Genomic DNA, 19197 nt, shown 5'->3' with positions numbered 1-19197 from the left:
AGCGCCGCCTGCAACAGGTTGAACTCCTCGTTCTCGTAGACCACCTTCTTCGTCAGCCCGAAGCAGTTGAGCGGCTTGCCGCGCAGCGAGAAGACCGCCTGCGTACGCACGTCGCGGCTCTTGGTGATCGAACCCGACGCCGAATTGCCCTCCGTGATGAAGATCATCGACTGCTCGGCCAGTTCGTTCTTGTCCGTGCGGTGGATCTTGCAGTCGCGCAGCTTGCGGTTGTTGAGCGACACCTTCCTGGCCGTTTCGCGCGCCTTCTTCTGTACGCCCGAGATCGCCTTGCGCTCCTTCTCGTTCTCGACGATCTTCCGCTGCAGGATCTGAGCCGTCTCGGGGTGTTTGTGCAGGTAGTCGTCGAGGTGTTTGCCCAGAAACTCCATCACGAAGTTGCGGATCGTCGGGCCCGACTTCGACATCTCCTTCGAACCGAGTTTCGTCTTGGTCTGCGACTCGAAGATCGGGCTCGAAACCCGGATCGAAATGGCCCCGATGAACGACGTGCGGATGTCCGACTGGTCGTAGTCCTTGTGGTAGAACTCGCGGACGGTCTTGGCAAAGGCTTCGCGGAAGGCCGCCTGGTGCGTGCCGCCCTGCGTCGTGTACTGTCCGTTAACGAACGAGTAGCAGCTCTCGCCGTAGCCCGTGCCGTGGGTGATGGCCACCTCGATGTCCTCGCCCGAGAGGTGAATCGGCGGATAGAGCGGCTCCTCGGACATGTTCTCGTTCAGCAGGTCGAGCAGTCCGTTCTTCGAGGCGTACGACTTGCCGTTCAGGCGGATCGTCAGCCCCCGGTTCAGGTACGTATAGTTGCGCACCAGCTGCTCGACATACTCCAGATTGTAGCTGTAGGAGCCGAAGACCTCCTCGTCGACCCGGAAACGGATCTCCGTGCCGTTCTTCTCCGTGAGGCCGCTCTCCCAGCGGTCGCTCTGTTCGAGGCCCTTCTCGAAATAGACCGTATGGGCCTCGCCGTCGCGCACCGACCGCGCCCAGAACTGGCTCGAAAGGTAGTTCACCGCCTTGACGCCCACACCGTTCAGACCCACGGTCTTCTTGAAAGCCGCGCCCTCCTCGTCATCGTCGTACTTGCCGCCCGTATTCATCACGCTCACCGCCGCCGAGAGCGACTTGAGCGGAATGCCGCGCCCGTAGTCGCGCACCGTCACCAGACCGTCCGCAACCGTGATGTCGATCTGGTGGCCGAAACCGTTCATGTACTCGTCGATCGAGTTGTCGGTCACCTCCTTGATCAACACGTAGATACCGTCGTCGGGCTGCGTGCCGTCGCCCAGCTTGCCGATATACATGCCCGGACGCAGCCGCACGTGCTCACGCGGGGTGAGCGTCCGGATCGCGTCGTCGCCGTAGTTGTTCTGATTCGTATTGAGTAAATCTGCCATAGTCTATCGTTTTTGCCGGATCTCGGCCAGCGCCGCGCACATCGAGTCGTGGACCTCCTCCATCAGTTCGTGCGGGTCCGTCGCCGCCACGCGCTCCGCCGGAATCGGCGGCAGAACCCGAATCGTGATCCGGTTGCCCCAGTTGAAGAGCAGATTCCGGCGGATCAGCGTCCGCGTGCCGTCCATCACCACCGGCAGGATATCGACCCCGGCCTCACGCGCCAGCGTGAAGGCCCCCGGCTTGAAACGGTGGATCTCCCCGTCCTTCGAGCGCGTACCCTCGGGAAAGATCGCAATCGACGCCCCGCGCGAGATCCACTCCTTGCCCTGGTGGATCATCTGCTCCAGCGCCGCGGTCGCACGGCCCCGGTTGATGCAGATGTCGCCGTGAAGCACGAGGTACTGCCCGAAGAAGGGAACCTTGAAGACCTCGCGCTTCGATACCCACCGGAAATTGAGCGGCAGGTAGTACAGCGTCGGAATGTCGATCACCGTGTTGTGGTTGATGACGATCACGTACTGCTTCCGCCGGTCGATCAGCTCACGACCCTCGACCCGCTGACGCCAGCGCAACGGGATGAAGAAAAAGATCCGCACCAGAATGCGCGACAGTTCGTGGACCACCCGACGACCCCGGTCGAACGGGTAGCAAACGACCAGCGCTACGGCCGACAGAATCATGAACACGGTGCACAGCAACACCAGAAATACGTAGTACAATGCGCTCAACATAAGGCTCTTGATTTCCGTTCGGGAGGGCCACAGAAAAGCGTCCGCAACCCTATCAATCTGCAAATTTAGTGATTATTTCCCGGCTTTCCTACCCTACCGCCGATCGTTTTTTCAACATTTTTTCCCGGGCGTTCCCCTTTTTATATATGTATCCACTTTTTTCAAAAAAAATCAGTACTATGCATTGCAAAGTATAAATATTTTTACATATCTTTGTGGTGTAAACAAATCGGCCTCATGCCAAAACCCGATACTTCCCATGAAAAAGTGGATCATTTGGATCGTGATGATCATCTGCGCCATTGAGGCTTCGGCCGCCAGACTCTGCCCGGCTCACGGACGCGTCGTCAATGAACAGGGCAAAGCCATCGAATATGCAACGGTCGTCCTCCTCAGGGAGGGACGCCAAGTGGCCGGCATGGCTACCGATGCCGACGGACGATTCCAACTGGAGGCCGCTCCCGGCCAATACGCCCTCCAGATTCAATACCTCGGTTGCGAACCCCTCAAGCAGTTGATCCGCGTCGAACAGGACAACGACCTCGGTGAGTTCGTCATGCGGAGCTCCTCGACGCAGATCGAAGGGGTGGTCGTCTCGGCCCAGCTCGTGCGCCGCGAAGCCGACCGTTTCGTCGTCGACGTGGCAAACGCCCCTGCAGCCATCGGAAAGGACGGCATCGATCTGCTCGAACATGCCCCCGGCGTCTGGATCGACGGCGAAAAGATCTCGATCAACGGCAAGAGCGGCTCGAAGGTCTTCGTCAACGACCGCGAGCTGAGGATGGACAACGAACAGCTGCTGACCTATCTGCGCTCGCTGCGCGCCGAGGAGATCCAGAAGATCGAGGTCGTGCCGGTCACCGGTGCCGATTTCGACGCCGATTCGTCGGCCGGCATCATCAAGATCACCCTCAAGAAACGGCGCGAAAACGGCATGAACGGGTCGGTGGCCTTCAACACCACGCTGAGCGACATTTACCACTCCTACGACCCCTCGGCCAACATCAACGTCCACTCCGGACGGCTCGACTTCTACGCCTCGGTGTGGGCCTCGCCCGGCGGCGATACGAAGGCCATCTCCAACGAGAATACCATCTACAGCGGCTCGAACAAGGGGCTTACCGCCCATTCGGTCAACCGGAACGACGACGAAAGTTACGGTGTCAATGCCGGAAGCATCTTCGAACTGGACGAGAAAAACAGCATCGGTGCCGAGTTCTCCTACTGGCACGGCAAGTCGGGAGGCCCGAACCAGACCTCGACCGATCTGAGTGACGGCAGCGAGGTGGTCAACACCCGAAGCATCTTCGACAGCCACAGCCTCAACAACACCTACGCCGTGACGTTCAACTACATCCACAAGCTCGACACCCTCGGCTCGACCCTCAAGCTGCTGGCCGACTACACCCACCGCAACTCCGACTCGGGAAACGACAACTCGAGCCGCATCACCACGGGCAACTCCTTCGTCGACTCGCTCTACCGCGACAACGCCACGAGCATCTACGACGTGGCAACGGCTACGCTCGCCCTCGAAAAGAGCTTCTCGCCCCGCTGGACGCTGAAGGCCGGTGCCAAGTACACCTTCAACGACATGCGCAACACCGCCCTCTACGAATACCAGAAGGCCGACGCCTGGCTGCGCAACGACAACCAGAGCTACACGATCAACTACACCGAAAACATCGCGGCAGCCTACGCCATCGCCTCGGCCCGGCTCGGACGCTGGAGCCTGGTGGCCGGTCTGCGCGGCGAGTTCACCCACACCTACGGCAAGGGCAGCGACGTCAAGCAGGACTACTTCTCGCTCTTCCCCAACGCCAACATCTCCTACGCCCTTTCGCAGGAGAAGGGCTACTCGCTGATCCTGCAGTATGCCCGCACGATCGAGCGCCCGCGCTTCTGGTGCCTCAACCCGCAGCGGACGCAGATCTCCGACTACACCTATCAGACCGGTAACCCGCGGCTCAACCCCTCGTATCAGAACGACCTGAGCCTCACCGCCGTACTGGCCCACAAATACACCCTCACGGCCGGCGTGCAGATCGTCACCGACGAGATCCAGCAGGCGATGCTCACCGATCCCGAAAACCCCGACATGCTGCGCCTCGACTGGGTCAACTACGACGCTACGTCGAGCTACTACCTCTCGGCCAACCTGCCCTTCCAACCCGCCAAGTGGTGGCAGCTCAACGTCAACGCCACCTACATGCGCCGCGGTCAGCGCGTCGAGCAGCACGGCGCCCAGCAGTACTTCAACTGGGCATTCGTCAACGTCTCGAACACCTTCTCGCTGCCGGCCAAGTTCTACATCGACTGCTCGTACTTCTACCAGAGCCGCATCGACCTGGGCAATATCTGGGTGATGCCCAACCACATGCTGCAGGCCGGCATCAAGAAGCGTTTCGGCGAGCGGTTCACCCTCTCCTTCTCGGTCCGCAACATCCTCGATCAAGGCCAGACGATCGGAGCCAACGGCGATGGCTTCGTCCGCAGGGTCAAGGTCAGCCAGCCCTGGAGCAACCGCCAGTATCGGTTCGGCGTGACCTGGAACTTCAAGAGCGGCAAGGCCTTCCATAAAAAGTCCGTCGAGGCCGGCTCCGAGGAGGAGAAGAAACGACTGTAACCCGATCCGCCGACAGGCCGACAGGGACAGTCTCCAAAAAGCGGATCGCCGGGTTGCATGCCCGGCGATCCGCTTTTATTATAAGAGGTATGACATTCAACAGGGGCTCTGCGGCTCCCGATGGTGATGCAGACGGGGCCGCGGCAGGCGGTGGGCCCAGCGTACGGCCCAGTGCGGCAGGTGCGGACGCCGCATCCAGCGGGCCAGATGGGTCACCGCGTTGGGGACCGGAAGCGACTGGCCCGCAATGATCAGCGTCACGGCCACCAGAATCAGCACCACCCCCACGCCGATCCGCAGTGTAAAGGCCTCCCCGAAGACCACAACCCCGAAAAACAGCGCCGTGACGGGCTCCAGCGCCCCGAGAATCGCCGTCGGGGTCGAGCCGATGCGGCGGATCGCCCCGGCCATCGTCACCAGCGAAATAATCGTCGGAAAAAGCGCCAGCGATATGGCATTCACCCACAGCAGCAACGTGGGGATGGCCTGCAGGTCGGCGCATCCGCGAAGCCGGACCACGTAGACCAGCAACCCGAATACCAGACAGTAGAAGGTGAGCTTCTCGGTCGGCAGATTCCGCAGCGACGAGCGGTTGATCGCCACGATATAGATCGCATAGGAGAGCGCCGAAAGGAAGACCAGCAGGACACCCGTCAAGTTGAGCGTCGTACCGTCACCGCCCTTGTAGAGCAGCGAGATGCCCGTGCAGGCCAGCACGATCGACAGCACCGTGGAGACGGTGACCCGCTCGTGAAACCCCACGGCCATGATGACGGCCACCATCACCGGATAGACAAACAGAATGGTCGAGGCAATGCCCGCATCCATCAGGTTGTAGCTCTCGAAGAGCAGCAGCGACGAGGCCGAAAAAAGGAGGCCCATCACCGCCAGCGGCACGATGTCGCGCCGGTTCAGAGCAAACGACTGCCGCCGGAAGAGCATCAGCGCACCCAGCATCACGACCGCCAGCACATACCGATAGAACAAAACCGAATCGGCCCCCATTCCTGCACCGTAGAGTGGCAGCGCAAAGAGCGGATTCAGGCCGTAGCTGGCAGCGGCTATCGCTCCCAGCACATAGCCGCGCGTACGTTCGCTGAGCATCTCAGAACTTCACCTCGGGGACCGTTTCGCTCCCCTCCGAAGCCTCGAAATAGGGCTTGCGCTCGAATCCGAACATCCCGGCAACGAGATTCGTCGGAAAACGCCGAACCGTCCGGTTATAGCTCTCGGCCGCCTGGTTGAAATCCTGGCGCGCTACCGAGATCCGGTTTTCCGTCCCCTCGAGCTGCGCCTGAAGCTCCAGAAAATTCTGGTTTGCCTTCAGGTCCGGGTAGTTCTCCGCAACGGCGATCAGACGGCCCAGAGCCGAACGGACCCCAGCCTGCGCCTGCTGGAACTCGGCCAGCCGTTCGGGCGTCAGGTCGTCGGCCGAAAGGTTGATCGACGTGGCCCGCGTCCGCGCTTCGGTCACCTCCGAGAGCGTCTGCTGCTCGTGCGCCGCGTACCCCTTGACCGTATTGACCAGGTTCGGAATCAGATCCGCACGGCGCTGGTACTGCGTCTCCACGTTCGACCACGCACTCCGTACCCGCTCCTCCTTGTTTACCAGCCCGTTGTAGGAGCCGTAAAGGAAGAGGGCCACAACGGCGACTACGCCGATCCAAATCCATTTTTTCATTGTTCTCGTTTGTTTACTTATTTATTATTATTCCTGTTTTCCCGTTTTCATGCGGCTTCTGCAGGCCCGGATTATCGGGGCTCCGGCTTGAGAGGGTCGCTCCGCCCGGTGTCACCCGCAAGGTGCAAGCCAGACCCCGGCATCATCCGCAGACCGTCCTCGGCCCGAGAGACAAATCCAGGCCGGCGTCACCAGCTCGAACCGGCTCCGCCGCCACCGAACGAACCACCGCCAAAGCCGCCACCGAACGAGCCCCGGCCTCCGCCGAAGCCGCCCAGTCCGCCACCGATGAATACACCGCCGCCCGGACCCCCGAAATGGTCGTCACCGTAGGAGCGGAACCGACGACGGAACCGATGTCCGCAATGCCGGCACTCATACTCGCACTCCTCGACCCGATAGGCCGGTGTCACCTCCAGCGTCTGCTCCGACACCTGGCGCAGCGCACGGTGTCCGCAATTCGGGCACGGGGTGCGCATCCGTTGCCGGCCCAGCCACACCAGCAGCGGAAGGCCCACGAAAACACCTCCGATCAGCGCCAGAATCGCCCACCACGGAAGCTCTCCGTCGGACGCCTCGCTCAAATCCGGATCGCCCCCTTCAAGCACCCGGGCCGCAGTCTCCACGCCGCTGACCATGCCCGCACTGTAATCCCCCGTACGGAAGAAGGGGATCATACGCTGCATCTGGATCCGCTTGCAGAGGGCGTCGGGAAGGATGCCCTCCAGTCCGCCTCCCGTCACGAAGCGAATCTCGCGCAGATCCTTCACCAGCAGGATTCCCAGTCCGTTGTTGCTCTGCGAAGAGCCCACGCCCCAACTCCGGAAGAGTTCGATGGCAAACGAAAAAGTATCACCGCCGGCTATGTCGTCAACGGCCACAACGGCCACCTGCGCCAGCCCCCGCGTGCGAAGCGACGCACAGATCGAGTCGATCCGCCGGGTCGCATCCGCCGTCAGGATCCCGTCGGGGTCCGACACGTAGCGCCGCGCATCGAGCCGCTGCACGTTCGGAATCTCCCCGGGGCGGTACGTTCGAGCCTGCGCAGCGGTCAAGCCCAGCAGTCCGAATATCAATATCAGTATGATTCGTCGCATCGTCATATCTCAAGCGCAAAGATAACGAAATATTCTCCCCGTGCAATCCAGGATCGGCCTTGAAGCCGTCCCGACCGCAAAAAAACGGCCCGCATTCCTGCAGGCCGTCCGTTTCCGCGAGCAAAACCGCCGATCAGAAGCGGAAGCTCAGATAGATTCGCATCGACGAGGTCTTCAGCTTGCGCTTCGGCGCCGACATCTGATCCATCACATCCCCCATCGACGGATTGTCCTCCTCGCCGAACGAATCCTCGTCGAGATCCAGCCCGTCAAACGTCAGACCATTGTATTTGGCCGATCCCCAGCGCCATTCGACTCCCAGCGAGATGACCTTCCACGCCACGGCACAGCCCGCATTGAGCATCGTCACGTAGTGGTGATGAAACGTCTCGTCCATGTAAAGACCAGAATAGGAGGGCGTCACCCGGAAATAGCCGCTCACCTTCAGGTGGTGCACCGGATTGATCGTCACCGACGGTCCGAACTGCATACCGATCTCGGCCTGATGCATCGCGGATTTCGAAAGTGACCCCGAATCCTCGTCCAGCATCCAAAGCGTCGACTTCGCATAGTTGATATCCATCCACGTCCAGTCCAGACCGAACTTGATCATCCCGGCAATCGGCTTCTTGTGCAGGTAGTAGGTCTTGCCGTAGCTCAGCGACACGCCGAAGTCACTCGTGATGTCGCCGCCAAAGGTCTTGTCCGTCAGCGTCTGCTTCACATAGCCGATATTGAAATACTTCGCCCGATCCTTCCAGATCGCCTGATTCAGGTTCTCCTTCTCGAGGGTCGCCACATTCGTCGTCAACCGGTCCACGACCTGCTGCAGCGAATCCAGACGCTGAGTCGTCGCCTCTTTCGTCTGCTCCTGGGCCCGGACCCCCGAAACCGCAAGAGCCAGAATCATCAGAATGTAAAATTTCTTCATGCCTTTGCTGTTTATTGTATGTTTGGTAAATGAGTGTTCCGTCTCCGTTCCACCGCCCGGCTCCTCGACTACAGTCAGGCCACCTCCATGCACACAATTTCGACAAAGATAGATCATTTTTTCCTTTCGGAAAAGTTTTTTCCCCGATCTTTTCTGTTCATCGCGTCAGAATCCGCCAGCTCCACGGCTCCATATCCTCCTCAACCCGACCCCGGAACTCATAGGCACAGCCCGTCATGGCATCGGTATACATCCCCGCGTAGATCCCCGTATAGTAGTCGGCGTGGATCCGGTAGGGCGACAGGTTCATCACCGCAATCACCCGATTGCCCGAAACTTCGCGAACCAAAATCATCAGGCAGTCCTCCGCATTGTTGCGGATCTCCAGCAGCTTGCCCCCGCGACCGCCCGACGCCAGCGCCGCATTCGCATGTCGCAACGACGTCAATCGCCGCAAAAACTGCGTATGCCCGTTCTCGTGGTAGCGCTCGGCCGGAATCGGATCCCGGTCGAAAAACGAAAACGAATGGTCGTAACCGATCTCCTGTCCCGTGTAGAGCAGCGGCAGCCCCCGCGGCACGACAAACGTGAAGAGCGTCATCACGGCCCGTGCCGCCCCCAGACGCGCGAACTCCGTACCGTTCCAGCTGTTCTCGTCGTGGTTGGTCGTGAAGCTCAGGCGCATGGCCCACTCCGGATAACGGTGCTGATCAGCGTAAAGGTAGTCCCGCAGCGAGGTCACACGGACCCGTTGGGCCGCCACGTCGTTCATCAAATGGTGCATCTCCCACGCATAGCACGCATCGAAGGCCCCCTGTTCGAAGAGGTTCGGCTGCTCGGCCTCGGCCAGCAGAAACAGATCCGGTTTCAAGGCCCGAAGCCGCCGGGCCGTCGCATTCCAGAAGGCAATCGGAACCAGCATCGCCATGTCGCACCGGAAACCGTCGACGCCGTGTTCCCGGATCCAGAACTCCATCGCCGAGGCCTGGTCCTCCCACACGCCCGGCTCCGCATAGTTGAGTTTGGCCGTGTCGCTCCAGTCGCACGGGATGACCGCCGCACCCGACGAATCCCGCTCGTACCACGACGCCGGGCGTTCGCTCAACCACCGCGCATCCCGCGACGTGTGGTTGGCCACCCAGTCCAGCAGCACCTTCAGTCCCAGCCGGTGCGCCTCCGCAACAAAGGCATCGAAATCGGCCAGCGTCCCCAACTCCGGATTCACCGCACAGTAGTCCCGGATCGAATAGTAGGACCCCAGCGTCCCCTTGCGCGACTCGACTCCGATCGGACAGATCGGCATCAACCACACGGCATCAATACCCAACTCCTTGAGAAACGCCAACTTCGCAGCTGCCGCACGGAGCGTCCCCTCCGGCGTCAACTGACGCACGTTCATCTCATAAATCACCGCCTGATAACTCCATTCCGGATGCAACATGTATCTTACAGCTTTTTCGTTTATGATTCCTGTCCGGATTCGGTCGCAGCAACGCGTGGATGCCTCAAAAAAGAGAGGAGAGTTCTCTCGCAAAACAGAGCTGCTCCCTCCCTAACTCCGACCGCTCGGAACATGCTCCGAATCCGATTTTTTTCGTTTTCGGACACCAAAGATACAATTTTTTCCCGAATCGCCCGCTTCAAATCCTTTTCCAATGTGAAATAGCTCGCTCCGGAAAACAAAAATATCGGATTTTTCACTATCTTTGCAAACCGAGTCACACCAAATATCTATTTTTTTAGAAATGAGCAACCTATACCGTCTCGTCGGATTCGCACTGCTGGGGCTTCTCCTCGCATCGTGCTCCGCCCAGAAACGTGTCTGGTACCTGCAGGATGTCCAACCAGCTACCCCCGAGCAGATCGTGCAGAACGGGGAGATTCGGATCAAACCCCTCGACCGTCTGATCGTCGTCGTAAACAGCAAGGACCCCGAACTCGCCGTACCGTTCAACTCCTCGACGGCCATGAACTCCCTTTCAGCCAACGGACCCAGCTCTTTTTCGAATATCGAGTCGCTCCAGACCCGAACCGTCGATGAGAACGGATGCATCCTGATGCCCATCATCGGGACCGTCAAGTGCGAGGGCCTCACCCGCAACGAACTCGCCCGGCTGATTGCCGACAAGATCGTCGAGGGCGGCTACATAAACGACCCCTCGGTAAACGTACAGTTCTCCGACATGAAGTTCTCCGTCATCGGAGAGGTCGCCCATCCCGGCAGCTTCGAGATCGACCGCGACCGGATCTCGATCCTCGACGCACTGGCCATGGCCGGCGACATGACCGTTTACGGCATGCGCAACGAAGTCATCGTTGCCCGCGAGGCAGACGGCAAACGGACCATCGAGGTACTCGATCTCACCTCGAAAGATGTCTTCAGCTCCCCGGCCTTCTACCTCCAGCAGAACGACGTCGTATACGTCAAGCCCAACAAGTACAAGGCCCAGTCGGCCGAGATCAGCCAGAACCGAAGCTTCTATCTCTCGCTCGTCAGCACGGCGATCTCCGTCATTACGCTCACCGTCTCCATCATCTCCCTCGCCAAATAAACTCCGATCATGATCGAACAGCAACCGAACAACATACCCCAACAAGCCTTTAACGACGACCAGGCCGGGGCCATCAACCTGCACGACATCATCCGCATGATCCTGATGAACTGGTACTGGTTCGTCCTCTCGGTTCTCGTCTGCCTCGGTGTGGCATACTACTACCTGGCCAAAACCCCGAAAATATACAGCCGGACAGCCACCATCCTCGTCAAGGACTCACGGAAGGGCGGCGCACCCGAGCTCTCGGCCTTCAGCGACCTGGCCAGCTTCCAGACCCAACGCAGCGTCGACAACGAAATCTATATCCTCCAGTCTCGCCGGCTGATGTCCGAAGTCGTCCGACGCCTCAACCTCACCGAATCGTACTCCATTCACGAACACCTCCGCGACCGGGACCTCTACGGACAGTCACCCATCGACGTGGACTTCATCAACGGCGACGACAACCAGTCCCTTTCGATGACCGTAACGCCCCGCGGCGAACAGCAGATCGAAATCTCCCAGTTCCAGGACGGCTTCGTCTCCAAACAGGAGAGCCGCTCGGTCGTGACCGCTCAGTACGGTGACACGATCCCCACGCCCATTGGCGAAATCGTCGTCCACAAGACCCTCTACATGAATCCCGAATTCAACGGCGTCCCCATCCGGGTCGGGAAGAGTTCGCTCAAGGCCCTGACCGACGCCTACCGCGGAGCCATCAAGTGCGATGTGGCCAAGCAGGGATCCGTGGTCACCATCTCGATGAGCAACTCCGTCGCCAAACGCGCCGAAGATGTCATCAATACCCTGATCGACGTCTATGAAAAGGACGCCATCGACGACAAACGCCGCGTTTCGGTCACAACGGCCGAATTCATCAAGTCCAGACTCGAGGTCATCGGACGTGAACTCGGCGACGTGGATCGCGACATCGAAAACCTCAAAAAGGACAATCAGATGGTCGACATCGCCTCTGAAGCCACACGCAGCGTCACCGAAAGCTCGCAGTACAAGGCCGAAGGACTCTCGCTCGACAATCAGATCAATGTCGCGCAGTTCATCCGCAGCTATCTGAGCGACCCCTCCAAAGCCGGAGAGTTGATCCCCGCCATGGCCTCGGTCACCAATGCCGCCGTCTCGGCTCAGATCGACGAGTACAACACCGCGATCCTCCAGCGGGAAAAACTCCTCGAAAACAGCTCCGAAAACAGTCCCGTCATCCGCGATCTGGACAACCTGCTCGCCGCGATCCGCCGAACCATCATCGCTTCGCTCGACTCCCACATCTCGACTCTCGAGATCCAGCGCGATGCCATGCGGCGCGAAGAGGAGCTCGCAAACCGGCGCATCTCGACCATGCCCTCCCAGGAGAAGGTCATCCTCGGAATCACCCGTCAGCAGAAGATCAAGGAGGAGCTGTTCCTCTACCTGCTCAACAAACAGGAGGAGAACCAACTCAACTATGCCGTCGCCGAGAGCAACTCCCGGACCATCGACGCAGCATACGGCAGCAATGCCCCCATCTCGCCCCGACCGATGATGATCCTCGGAATCGCACTGGTCGTCGGTCTGGCCATCCCGTTCGGTCTGCTCTTCCTGATCAGCATGCTCGACACCACCATTCGCGGCCGCAAGGATATCGAAGACCACCTCAGCGCTCCCTTCCTGGGCGACATCCCCTACCACGAAGGCGAAAGCCAGGACGGAGTCGTCGTCCGCGAAACCGGCCGCGACGCCATATCAGAAGCTTTCCGGATCCTCCGCTCGAACATGTCCTTCATGAGCGTTTCGGCCGGAAACGAAATGAGGACCATCCTCTTCACCTCGTCGAATCCCCACGCCGGAAAGACGTTCATCGCCATGAACCTCACCATGACGCTCGCCATGGCCGGCAAACGCGTCGTGCTGGTCGATCTCGACCTGCGACGTCATACCCTCTCCACGCTCATGGGACACGGGAAAACCCGAAACGGCGTCACCGGCTATCTCGCCGGATCGATCGCCGATATCGACTCGATCATCAACAAAACCTCCTACCACGAGAATTTCGACGTCGTATATGCCGGGGTTCAACCACCCAATCCCACCGAAATGCTCCTTTCCGAGAAGCTCGACCGGCTGATCGGTGAACTGCGCAGAAAATACGACTATGTCTTCCTCGACAGCACTCCCGCCATGTCGGTGGCCGATGCCGTGATCACCGACCGGCTCTCGGATCTCTGCATCTACATCGTCCGCGAAGGCGTCCTCGACCGCCGGCAGCTCCCCGACATCGAGCGACTCTATCGCGAAAAGAAACTCCACAACATGTGCATCGTCCTCAACGGTGCCCGCACCCGCCGTCACGGGTATGGCTACGGGTATGGTTACGGATATGGCTACGGATACGGCTACGGATACGGGTATGGGTACGGCGACGACTATCACGACGAAAGCTATCGCAAACGCATCAAGGATTTCCTCCTCTCGCTGACCCGCCGTCACCACAAGGACCACGACCATAAACACAAACACTGATCCGTCCGACCATGGCCATTCATCACGCTGTCATAGCCGTCGATTTCGACGGTACGGTTGTCACCCACGCCTATCCCGAGATCGGAGAAGATGCCGGTGCGGTCCCCGTACTCAAGGAGCTGGTCGAGAACGGCTGCCGGTTGATCCTCTACTCGATGCGGCACGGCAAACTGCTCGATCAGGCCGTGGCCTGGTTCCGCGAAAAGGGAATCCCCCTCTACGCCGTAAACGAAAACCCCGAGCAGAAACGGTGGACCTCCTCACCGAAGGTGCATGCCGATCTCTACATCGACGACAGCAACCTGGGTTGTCCCCTGCGATTCATCGACGGCGTAAAACGTCCCGTCGCCGATTGGGTACGCATTCGCGAACAGCTCGTCCGCGAAGGATTCCTCGACTGACCGGGGGGAGGAGAAGTGAGGGGCGGCCGGAAAAGAGATGGCGGCCGGAGAAGTGAGAGCGGCCGGAGAAGTGAGGGGCGGCCGGAAAAGAGATGGCGGCCGGAGAAGTGAGAGCGGCCGGAGAAGTGAGGACAGCCGGAGAAGTGAGGACAGCCGGAAAAGAGAGGACAGCCGGAAAAGAGAGACTGACAGGCAGGTCAAGCGGGCGGAGGTCCGACCAGGACAGCGGTCCGATCAAAACAACAGTCTGATCAGGGCAGAAGTCCAGACAAATCGGCTACCCAACCTGAGCGGCGGTCCGACTAAAACGGCAACCCTGCCAAGATGAGGCTCAACGAAGGCGTCAACCCTACCAAAACCAACGGCCCTAACGAGAAAAACGAACCGCTGAAGACGAGTGACATAACGTCGCAGGCAAGGTCTCCGACATCCGTTGCATCCAACCCCGATTTGGCAAAATCGGGGTTTTGTCGTACCTTTAGGAGAAAATCCAGACTCTACGAACGTGCCAACCGCCCTCTCCGTTTTCCTGCACCGTGTGACCGGCCTGCTGCTGCTCACCGGAATCTTCGCTTCAACACTTCCCCTCGCGGCCGCCCCCTACGAAAGAATCCAGACCCTTTCGATGGACGACGGTCTCCCACACAGCGACGTGAATGCCATCGTTCAGGATCCCGACGGCTATCTCTGGTTCGCAACCTTCAGCGGTCTGTGCAAATACGACGGTTACCGGATCCAAACCTTTCGGACCGACAACTCAAACCTCTCGAGCGATCGGGTCCTCACCCTCTTCATCGCCCGAGACTCCTCGCTCTACATCGGAACCGAATCCGGAGGCCTGAACTGCTACAACCCCGCCACCGAATCCATCACGCCGATCAACGATGAGTCACACGCCTCGGCCGATCAGGTTGTGAACGACATCTTCCAGGATCACGACGGAACCATCTGGGTCTGCCGCAACGACGGCCTGGCCTGCCTCGATACCCAAAACGGCGGCAGTTCGCTCCGCTCGAAACCCCGATGGGGAGGTTATTACATCCAGTGCGGCACCGTCCTGGAGGACGGGCGGCTGCTCCTCTCCACCGACGCAGGTCCCGTCATCTACAACCCCGAAACCGAAGAGATCCAGAACGTGCTCCGCGACGAGATCCGCGCCCGATGCCTCTCGATCCGAACCCTCCGCGACGGGAAAATCGCCCTCTCGGGCGGTTGGGGCGTGAGAATTCTGGATCCCGAAAGCTGGAAAGTCAGCCGAATCTGCGACTTCTCATCCCGCATCGTCTTTCAGGACAGCCAGGGTGAACTCTGGGTCGGAGCGTTCAATCAGGGCCTCTACAAATACGATGCGAACGGCGCCCAACTGGCACACTACCACCCAAAACTCCCCATTCCGCACGCCATCAGTTCGTTCGAAATCAGCGCCCTGTTCGAGGATCGTTCCGGCGTGCTCTGGATCGGAACCATCGGCGGCGGTCTGAACCGACTCAACATCGTCGAAAAACACATCGCCTGTTTCACCGAAGCGCAGGGGCTGAGCGAAAACCGCGTCATCACCTTCCTCGAAGCCCGCGACGGCACGCTCTGGGTCAGCACCCACGGGGGAATCGACCTCTTCGACCGACGGTCGGTGTCGTTCCGCAAACTCCGCATCAACGGAATGCCGAGCATCCGATTCGCCACCGTCTCGGCCTTCTTCACCGCGCAGAACGGCGACCTCTGGATCGGAACCTGGGACAAGGGCCTCTGGATCGTCCCCCGCAAAGAGGTCGAACAGGCCCCGACAAGCGGCGAAGTCCAGGCCCGGCAACTCCGTCATCCCGTCATCGACGGCGCCCTCTCCGTCTTCCGAATCGTCGAGGACCGCGACCGCCATCTCTGGATCAGCTCCAACCGCGGCTGTTTCGAGTACATTCCGGCGGCCCCCGGCGGCGTCGACCGCTGGATCAACTATGCTCACGACGTCAACGACCCCAATTCGCTCTGCTCGGACTTCACGACCGACATCTGTCCCGATCCCGCCACGCGCGAGAAGACCATCTGGATCGGAACCCGCTCGGGATTGAACCGGATCCGCTTCGATGCCGGAGGGGGGGGGAAGGCCAACTGCCAGCGCATCGAACTCGGAAACGCCGGCAACACCGCTAAACGCCGGAACCCCTTCATCTCGACAATCCACTGCGACCGCCAGAACGGGGACCTCTGGATCGCAACCATCGGCGAAGGGCTCTTCCGCATGTCCGAAGGCCGGAACGGTGGGGAAACCCCGCGTTTCGAGGGCTTCGACACCTCGAATACCCGACTCTTCAACAACGAACTCGAAAGTCTGCAGGAGGATGATCACGGCGCATTCTGGATCGGTGGATACGGAATCACACGCTTCGACCCACGCACACGCTCGGTCCGGCACTTCACGGTCAAGGACCAACTCCAGAGCAACTCGTTCAAGATCTGGGCCTCGTGCCGGCTGCGCGACGGGCAGATGGCATTCGGCGGCGTGAAGGGTTTCAACATCTTCCACCCGGACAGCATCACCGACAACAACATCCGACCCCGTGCCGCCATCTCCCGGCTCAGAATCCGCAACCGCGTCGTCCATGCCGGCGACTCCATCCGCGGTAAGGTCGTCCTTCGCAAGGCCGTCAACCGCCTCGAACGCCTCGAACTCTCCTACCGCTGCAACAACCTCACCTTCGAATTCTCCGCATTCGCCTACGTCGACCCGCAGTACAACACCTACAAGTACCGCATGGAGAATTTCGACCACGACTGGAACTACACCGGAGGAATGTCGCCACAGGCCGTCTACACCAGCCTCCGCCCCGGAAACTACCGGCTGGTGGTCTATGCCGCCAACGAAGACGGATATTGGTGCGATGAGCCGGCCCGACTCGAAATCGTCATCCATCCGCCGCTCTATGCCACCCGGGTCGCATACCTCCTATATATATGTATGGCCGCCCTGGGCATCTACGCCTGGCACCGCCGATCGCTGCGCAAACTCCAGGAGCGGCACCAGATTGAACTCGAACGCAATAGATACTACGAAGAGCAGAAAAGCAGCGCCAACATGCTGCAGTTCTACACCGACATCGCCCACGAACTCAAAACCCCGCTCTCGCTGATCGCCGCACCTGTCGAGGAGCTGTTGATGAATCCACACATCGGCGAAACCACCCGAAAACGACTCGAACTCGTCAGCCGCAACACCGCGGCCCTCACCACCCTGCTCGAACAGATCCTCGACCTGCGGAAATACGAAAACCACAAGATGAATCTGGTCGCCGTCCAGACCGATCTGACGCAGTTCCTGCGCCGTGTGGCCGAACTCTTCAGACCGCTGGCCGACAACCTCCGGATCAGCTTCTCGATCGAGCTCCCGGAAACGCCGATCTTCGTCCGGATGGATCGCGACAAGATGGAGACCGTCGTCGTCAATCTGTTATACAACGCCTTCAAGTACACCCGCAAAGGTTCGGGCAAGGTGACCCTCTCCTGCGAAGAGCGGCAGCACGAGGTCGCAATCCTCGTCGAGGACAACGGAATCGGCATCGCCCGCAACGAACAGACCCGCATCTTCGAGCGTTTCTATCAGGCCTCGAACAACGCCGCCGCCCAAAAAAGCGTCGGCATCGGTCTGGCGCTCTCCAAACACATCGTCGAACTGCACCACGGAACCATCGAGGTCGAATCGGAACTCAACGTCGGTTCGCTCTTCCGGGTCCTGCTGCCCAAAGGGTCGGCCCATCTCTCACCCGAACAGATCAAAGAGCCCGACGAGGTGCCGGACCACAGACTGCAACGGCTCCCGGCGCAGATCGAGGAGGAGTTGACCGCAGCTTCGGCCGGGATGGAGGCGCAGACGCCAGACGGTCGTTCGGCCGAAACGTCCCGGGATGGAGAGGCGTCCGGGGTGTCAGTTCCCTTCGCCGGAGCGGACGGGAGAGCGGCAACCGGAACATCCGGAACGTACAGCGCGACTGCCGGGACAACCGGGTCAACCGGGTCGGACAGTGCAACGGCCGGGCCGGGAAGGTTTGCGGCCGAAGATGCAGTTGGGACCGGCAACGCGGCTGCCGGACCAGCCGCGCAGGGGCACGTGACCGCCGGGCCGGGAAGCTCCGCGACCAAAACGTCCGGATCAGCCCGTGCCGAAGCCGGATCGTCCGGATCGGAGAAAGCCGCCGGAGGTCGGGGTGAATCCGCCGCACGGCAGGCTCGAAGATCCGGTATCGAAAAAGGGTCGGGGCGAAGCGTCTCGATCCTTGTGGCCGAGGACAACCCCGCCCTGCGCGACTATCTCCACGCGGCTCTTCAGGGCCGATACGACGTCATCACGGCCTCAAACGGTCAGGAGGCTCTCTCGCTGGCGGTCGAACAGCAGCCCGATCTGGTGCTCACCGACATCGTCATGCCCGGAATGACCGGTATCGAACTCTGCCGCCGTCTGAAAACGGAACCCCAAACCGCTCAGATCGCCGTCATCCTCCTCACGGCACACAATCTTCAGGATTACGAAATCTCCGGTTACAGAGTCGGCGCCGACGGCTACATCGCCAAACCCTTCTCCCTGGAGGTGCTCTTCTCACGGATCGACAACCTCGTGGCCCGGCAGGAGATGATCCGCAGAACACGACTGCCGCACGCCGAAATCCCCGTCTCGGAGGTCTCCGTCGAAAAGAGCCAGGACCGCTTCCTGGTCAAATGCACCGAAACCGTCGAACAGGAGATGGCCGATCCGCAATTCGACGTACAGCAGCTGTGCCGCAAAACCGGCGTCTCCCGATCGCTGCTCTACAGACGGCTGCTCGCCCTGACCGGGCTGACCCCCGTACAGTTCATCCGCAACATCCGCCTCCGGCACGCCGCACAACTCCTGTCAAAGGACGGCTCGCTGCCCGTCAGCGAGGTGATGTACCGCGTCGGATACACCAACCTCAGCCACTTCGCCAAAATCTTCCACGATGAATTCGGCCTCCTGCCCAAGGAATTCGCCCTCCAAGGCCGGAACCGGGAGGAAAACGACCATAAAAAGACGAACAGCTGAGAGTCTGAACCTTAACTGATCCCGGATGCCATTTTTCAGATAAATTAATAAATACTTTTTCCGACAACCGCATATTTTGCAACATTTGCGTTAATTTTTCAGGTTCCGATCCCCTTTCTTTGTATTGGCTGCCCGAAATACGGCAGTCCCGAAACCTAAAATCAACGCCAATGAATCCCTTTACACCTCTATCTCCCGCCCAGTCGGACGGCTCCCGCCGTG

General features: G+C 59.9%; 12 protein-coding genes. 5 read left to right on the top strand and 7 right to left on the bottom strand.

Going from position 1 to position 19197, the window contains the following annotated elements; genetic code table 11:
* Nucleotides 1–1409 (bottom strand): ATP-binding protein (locus PUQ42_RS01770; RefSeq protein ID WP_273370389.1); only part of this gene is annotated, 1409 nt, incomplete at its 3' end.
* A 3-nt stretch (nt 1410–1412) separates the two neighbouring features.
* A complete protein-coding gene (locus tag PUQ42_RS01765) occupies nt 1413–2141 on the bottom strand; it encodes a lysophospholipid acyltransferase family protein (RefSeq protein ID WP_122121277.1) in 729 nt (242 codons plus the stop codon).
* A 259-nt stretch (nt 2142–2400) separates the two neighbouring features.
* Between PUQ42_RS01765 and PUQ42_RS01760 the strand changes: the two genes are divergently transcribed.
* Nucleotides 2401–4767: an outer membrane beta-barrel family protein gene (locus PUQ42_RS01760; RefSeq protein ID WP_273370387.1), complete on the top strand. Its 2367-nt coding sequence runs from the start codon at nt 2401–2403 to the stop codon at nt 4765–4767.
* 96 nt (nt 4768–4863) lie between these two features.
* On the opposite strand, the gene PUQ42_RS01755 is transcribed toward PUQ42_RS01760, so the two are convergent.
* The 5 genes from PUQ42_RS01755 to PUQ42_RS01735 all read right to left on the bottom strand — a co-directional run bounded on the left by PUQ42_RS01755 (nt 4864) and on the right by PUQ42_RS01735 (nt 9917).
* A complete protein-coding gene (locus tag PUQ42_RS01755; protein ID WP_273370386.1) occupies nt 4864–5871 on the bottom strand; it encodes a DMT family transporter in 1008 nt (335 codons plus the stop codon).
* Between the two features lies 1 nt (nt 5872).
* Entirely contained in the window at nt 5873–6448 is a 576-nt protein-coding gene (locus PUQ42_RS01750; protein WP_122121282.1) for a LemA family protein, read from the bottom strand.
* Nucleotides 6449–6636: 188 nt separating this feature from the next.
* The gene (locus tag PUQ42_RS01745; RefSeq protein ID WP_273370384.1) at nt 6637–7545 is read right to left on the bottom strand and encodes a TPM domain-containing protein; all 909 of its coding nucleotides are present in this window, start codon (nt 7543–7545) and stop codon (nt 6637–6639) included.
* A gap of 133 nt (nt 7546–7678) precedes the next feature.
* Complete coding sequence (locus tag PUQ42_RS01740; protein ID WP_273370381.1) at nt 7679–8476, bottom strand: hypothetical protein; 798 nt, start codon at nt 8474–8476, stop codon at nt 7679–7681.
* 157 nt (nt 8477–8633) lie between these two features.
* Nucleotides 8634–9917: an alpha-amylase family glycosyl hydrolase gene (locus PUQ42_RS01735; protein WP_122121286.1), complete on the bottom strand. Its 1284-nt coding sequence runs from the start codon at nt 9915–9917 to the stop codon at nt 8634–8636.
* A 304-nt stretch (nt 9918–10221) separates the two neighbouring features.
* Between PUQ42_RS01735 and PUQ42_RS01730 the strand changes: the two genes are divergently transcribed.
* From PUQ42_RS01730 to PUQ42_RS01715, 4 genes are all read left to right on the top strand, one after another.
* Nucleotides 10222–11028 carry a polysaccharide biosynthesis/export family protein gene (locus PUQ42_RS01730; protein WP_273370376.1) on the top strand — a complete coding sequence of 269 codons (807 nt, stop codon included), beginning with the start codon at nt 10222–10224 and terminating at the stop codon, nt 11026–11028.
* A gap of 9 nt (nt 11029–11037) precedes the next feature.
* Nucleotides 11038–13527, top strand: a complete 2490-nt coding sequence (locus PUQ42_RS01725; RefSeq protein ID WP_273370374.1) for a GumC family protein — start codon at nt 11038–11040, stop codon at nt 13525–13527.
* An 11-nt stretch (nt 13528–13538) separates the two neighbouring features.
* Nucleotides 13539–13928 (top strand): HAD family hydrolase, encoded by a 390-nt coding sequence (locus PUQ42_RS01720; RefSeq protein WP_122121294.1) that lies wholly within the window; start codon nt 13539–13541, stop codon nt 13926–13928.
* A gap of 505 nt (nt 13929–14433) precedes the next feature.
* On the top strand, nt 14434–18975 hold the full coding sequence (locus PUQ42_RS01715; protein WP_273370371.1) for a two-component regulator propeller domain-containing protein: 4542 nt from the start codon (nt 14434–14436) through the stop codon (nt 18973–18975).
* Nucleotides 18976–19197 lie beyond the last annotated feature (222 nt).

Source organism: Alistipes megaguti (assembly GCF_944320325.1).
Taxonomy (GTDB): domain Bacteria; phylum Bacteroidota; class Bacteroidia; order Bacteroidales; family Rikenellaceae; genus Alistipes; species Alistipes megaguti.
This window is presented reverse-complemented; position numbering and strand designations above follow the sequence as displayed.

Excerpts from the sequence above, each read along its gene's own strand:
- PUQ42_RS01740 (WP_273370381.1), bottom strand. The coding sequence starts at position 8,476 with ATGAAGAAATTTTACATTCTGATGATTCTGGCTCTTGCGGTTTCGGGG.
- PUQ42_RS01750 (WP_122121282.1), bottom strand. The coding sequence starts at position 6,448 with ATGAAAAAATGGATTTGGATCGGCGTAGTCGCCGTTGTGGCCCTCTTC.
- PUQ42_RS01765 (WP_122121277.1), bottom strand. The coding sequence starts at position 2,141 with ATGTTGAGCGCATTGTACTACGTATTTCTGGTGTTGCTGTGCACCGTG.
- PUQ42_RS01735 (WP_122121286.1), bottom strand. The coding sequence starts at position 9,917 with ATGTTGCATCCGGAATGGAGTTATCAGGCGGTGATTTATGAGATGAAC.
- PUQ42_RS01725 (WP_273370374.1), top strand. The coding sequence starts at position 11,038 with ATGATCGAACAGCAACCGAACAACATACCCCAACAAGCCTTTAACGAC.
- PUQ42_RS01760 (WP_273370387.1), top strand. The coding sequence starts at position 2,401 with ATGAAAAAGTGGATCATTTGGATCGTGATGATCATCTGCGCCATTGAG.
- PUQ42_RS01755 (WP_273370386.1), bottom strand. The coding sequence starts at position 5,871 with ATGCTCAGCGAACGTACGCGCGGCTATGTGCTGGGAGCGATAGCCGCT.
- PUQ42_RS01745 (WP_273370384.1), bottom strand. The coding sequence starts at position 7,545 with ATGCGACGAATCATACTGATATTGATATTCGGACTGCTGGGCTTGACC.
- PUQ42_RS01730 (WP_273370376.1), top strand. The coding sequence starts at position 10,222 with ATGAGCAACCTATACCGTCTCGTCGGATTCGCACTGCTGGGGCTTCTC.
- PUQ42_RS01720 (WP_122121294.1), top strand. The coding sequence starts at position 13,539 with ATGGCCATTCATCACGCTGTCATAGCCGTCGATTTCGACGGTACGGTT.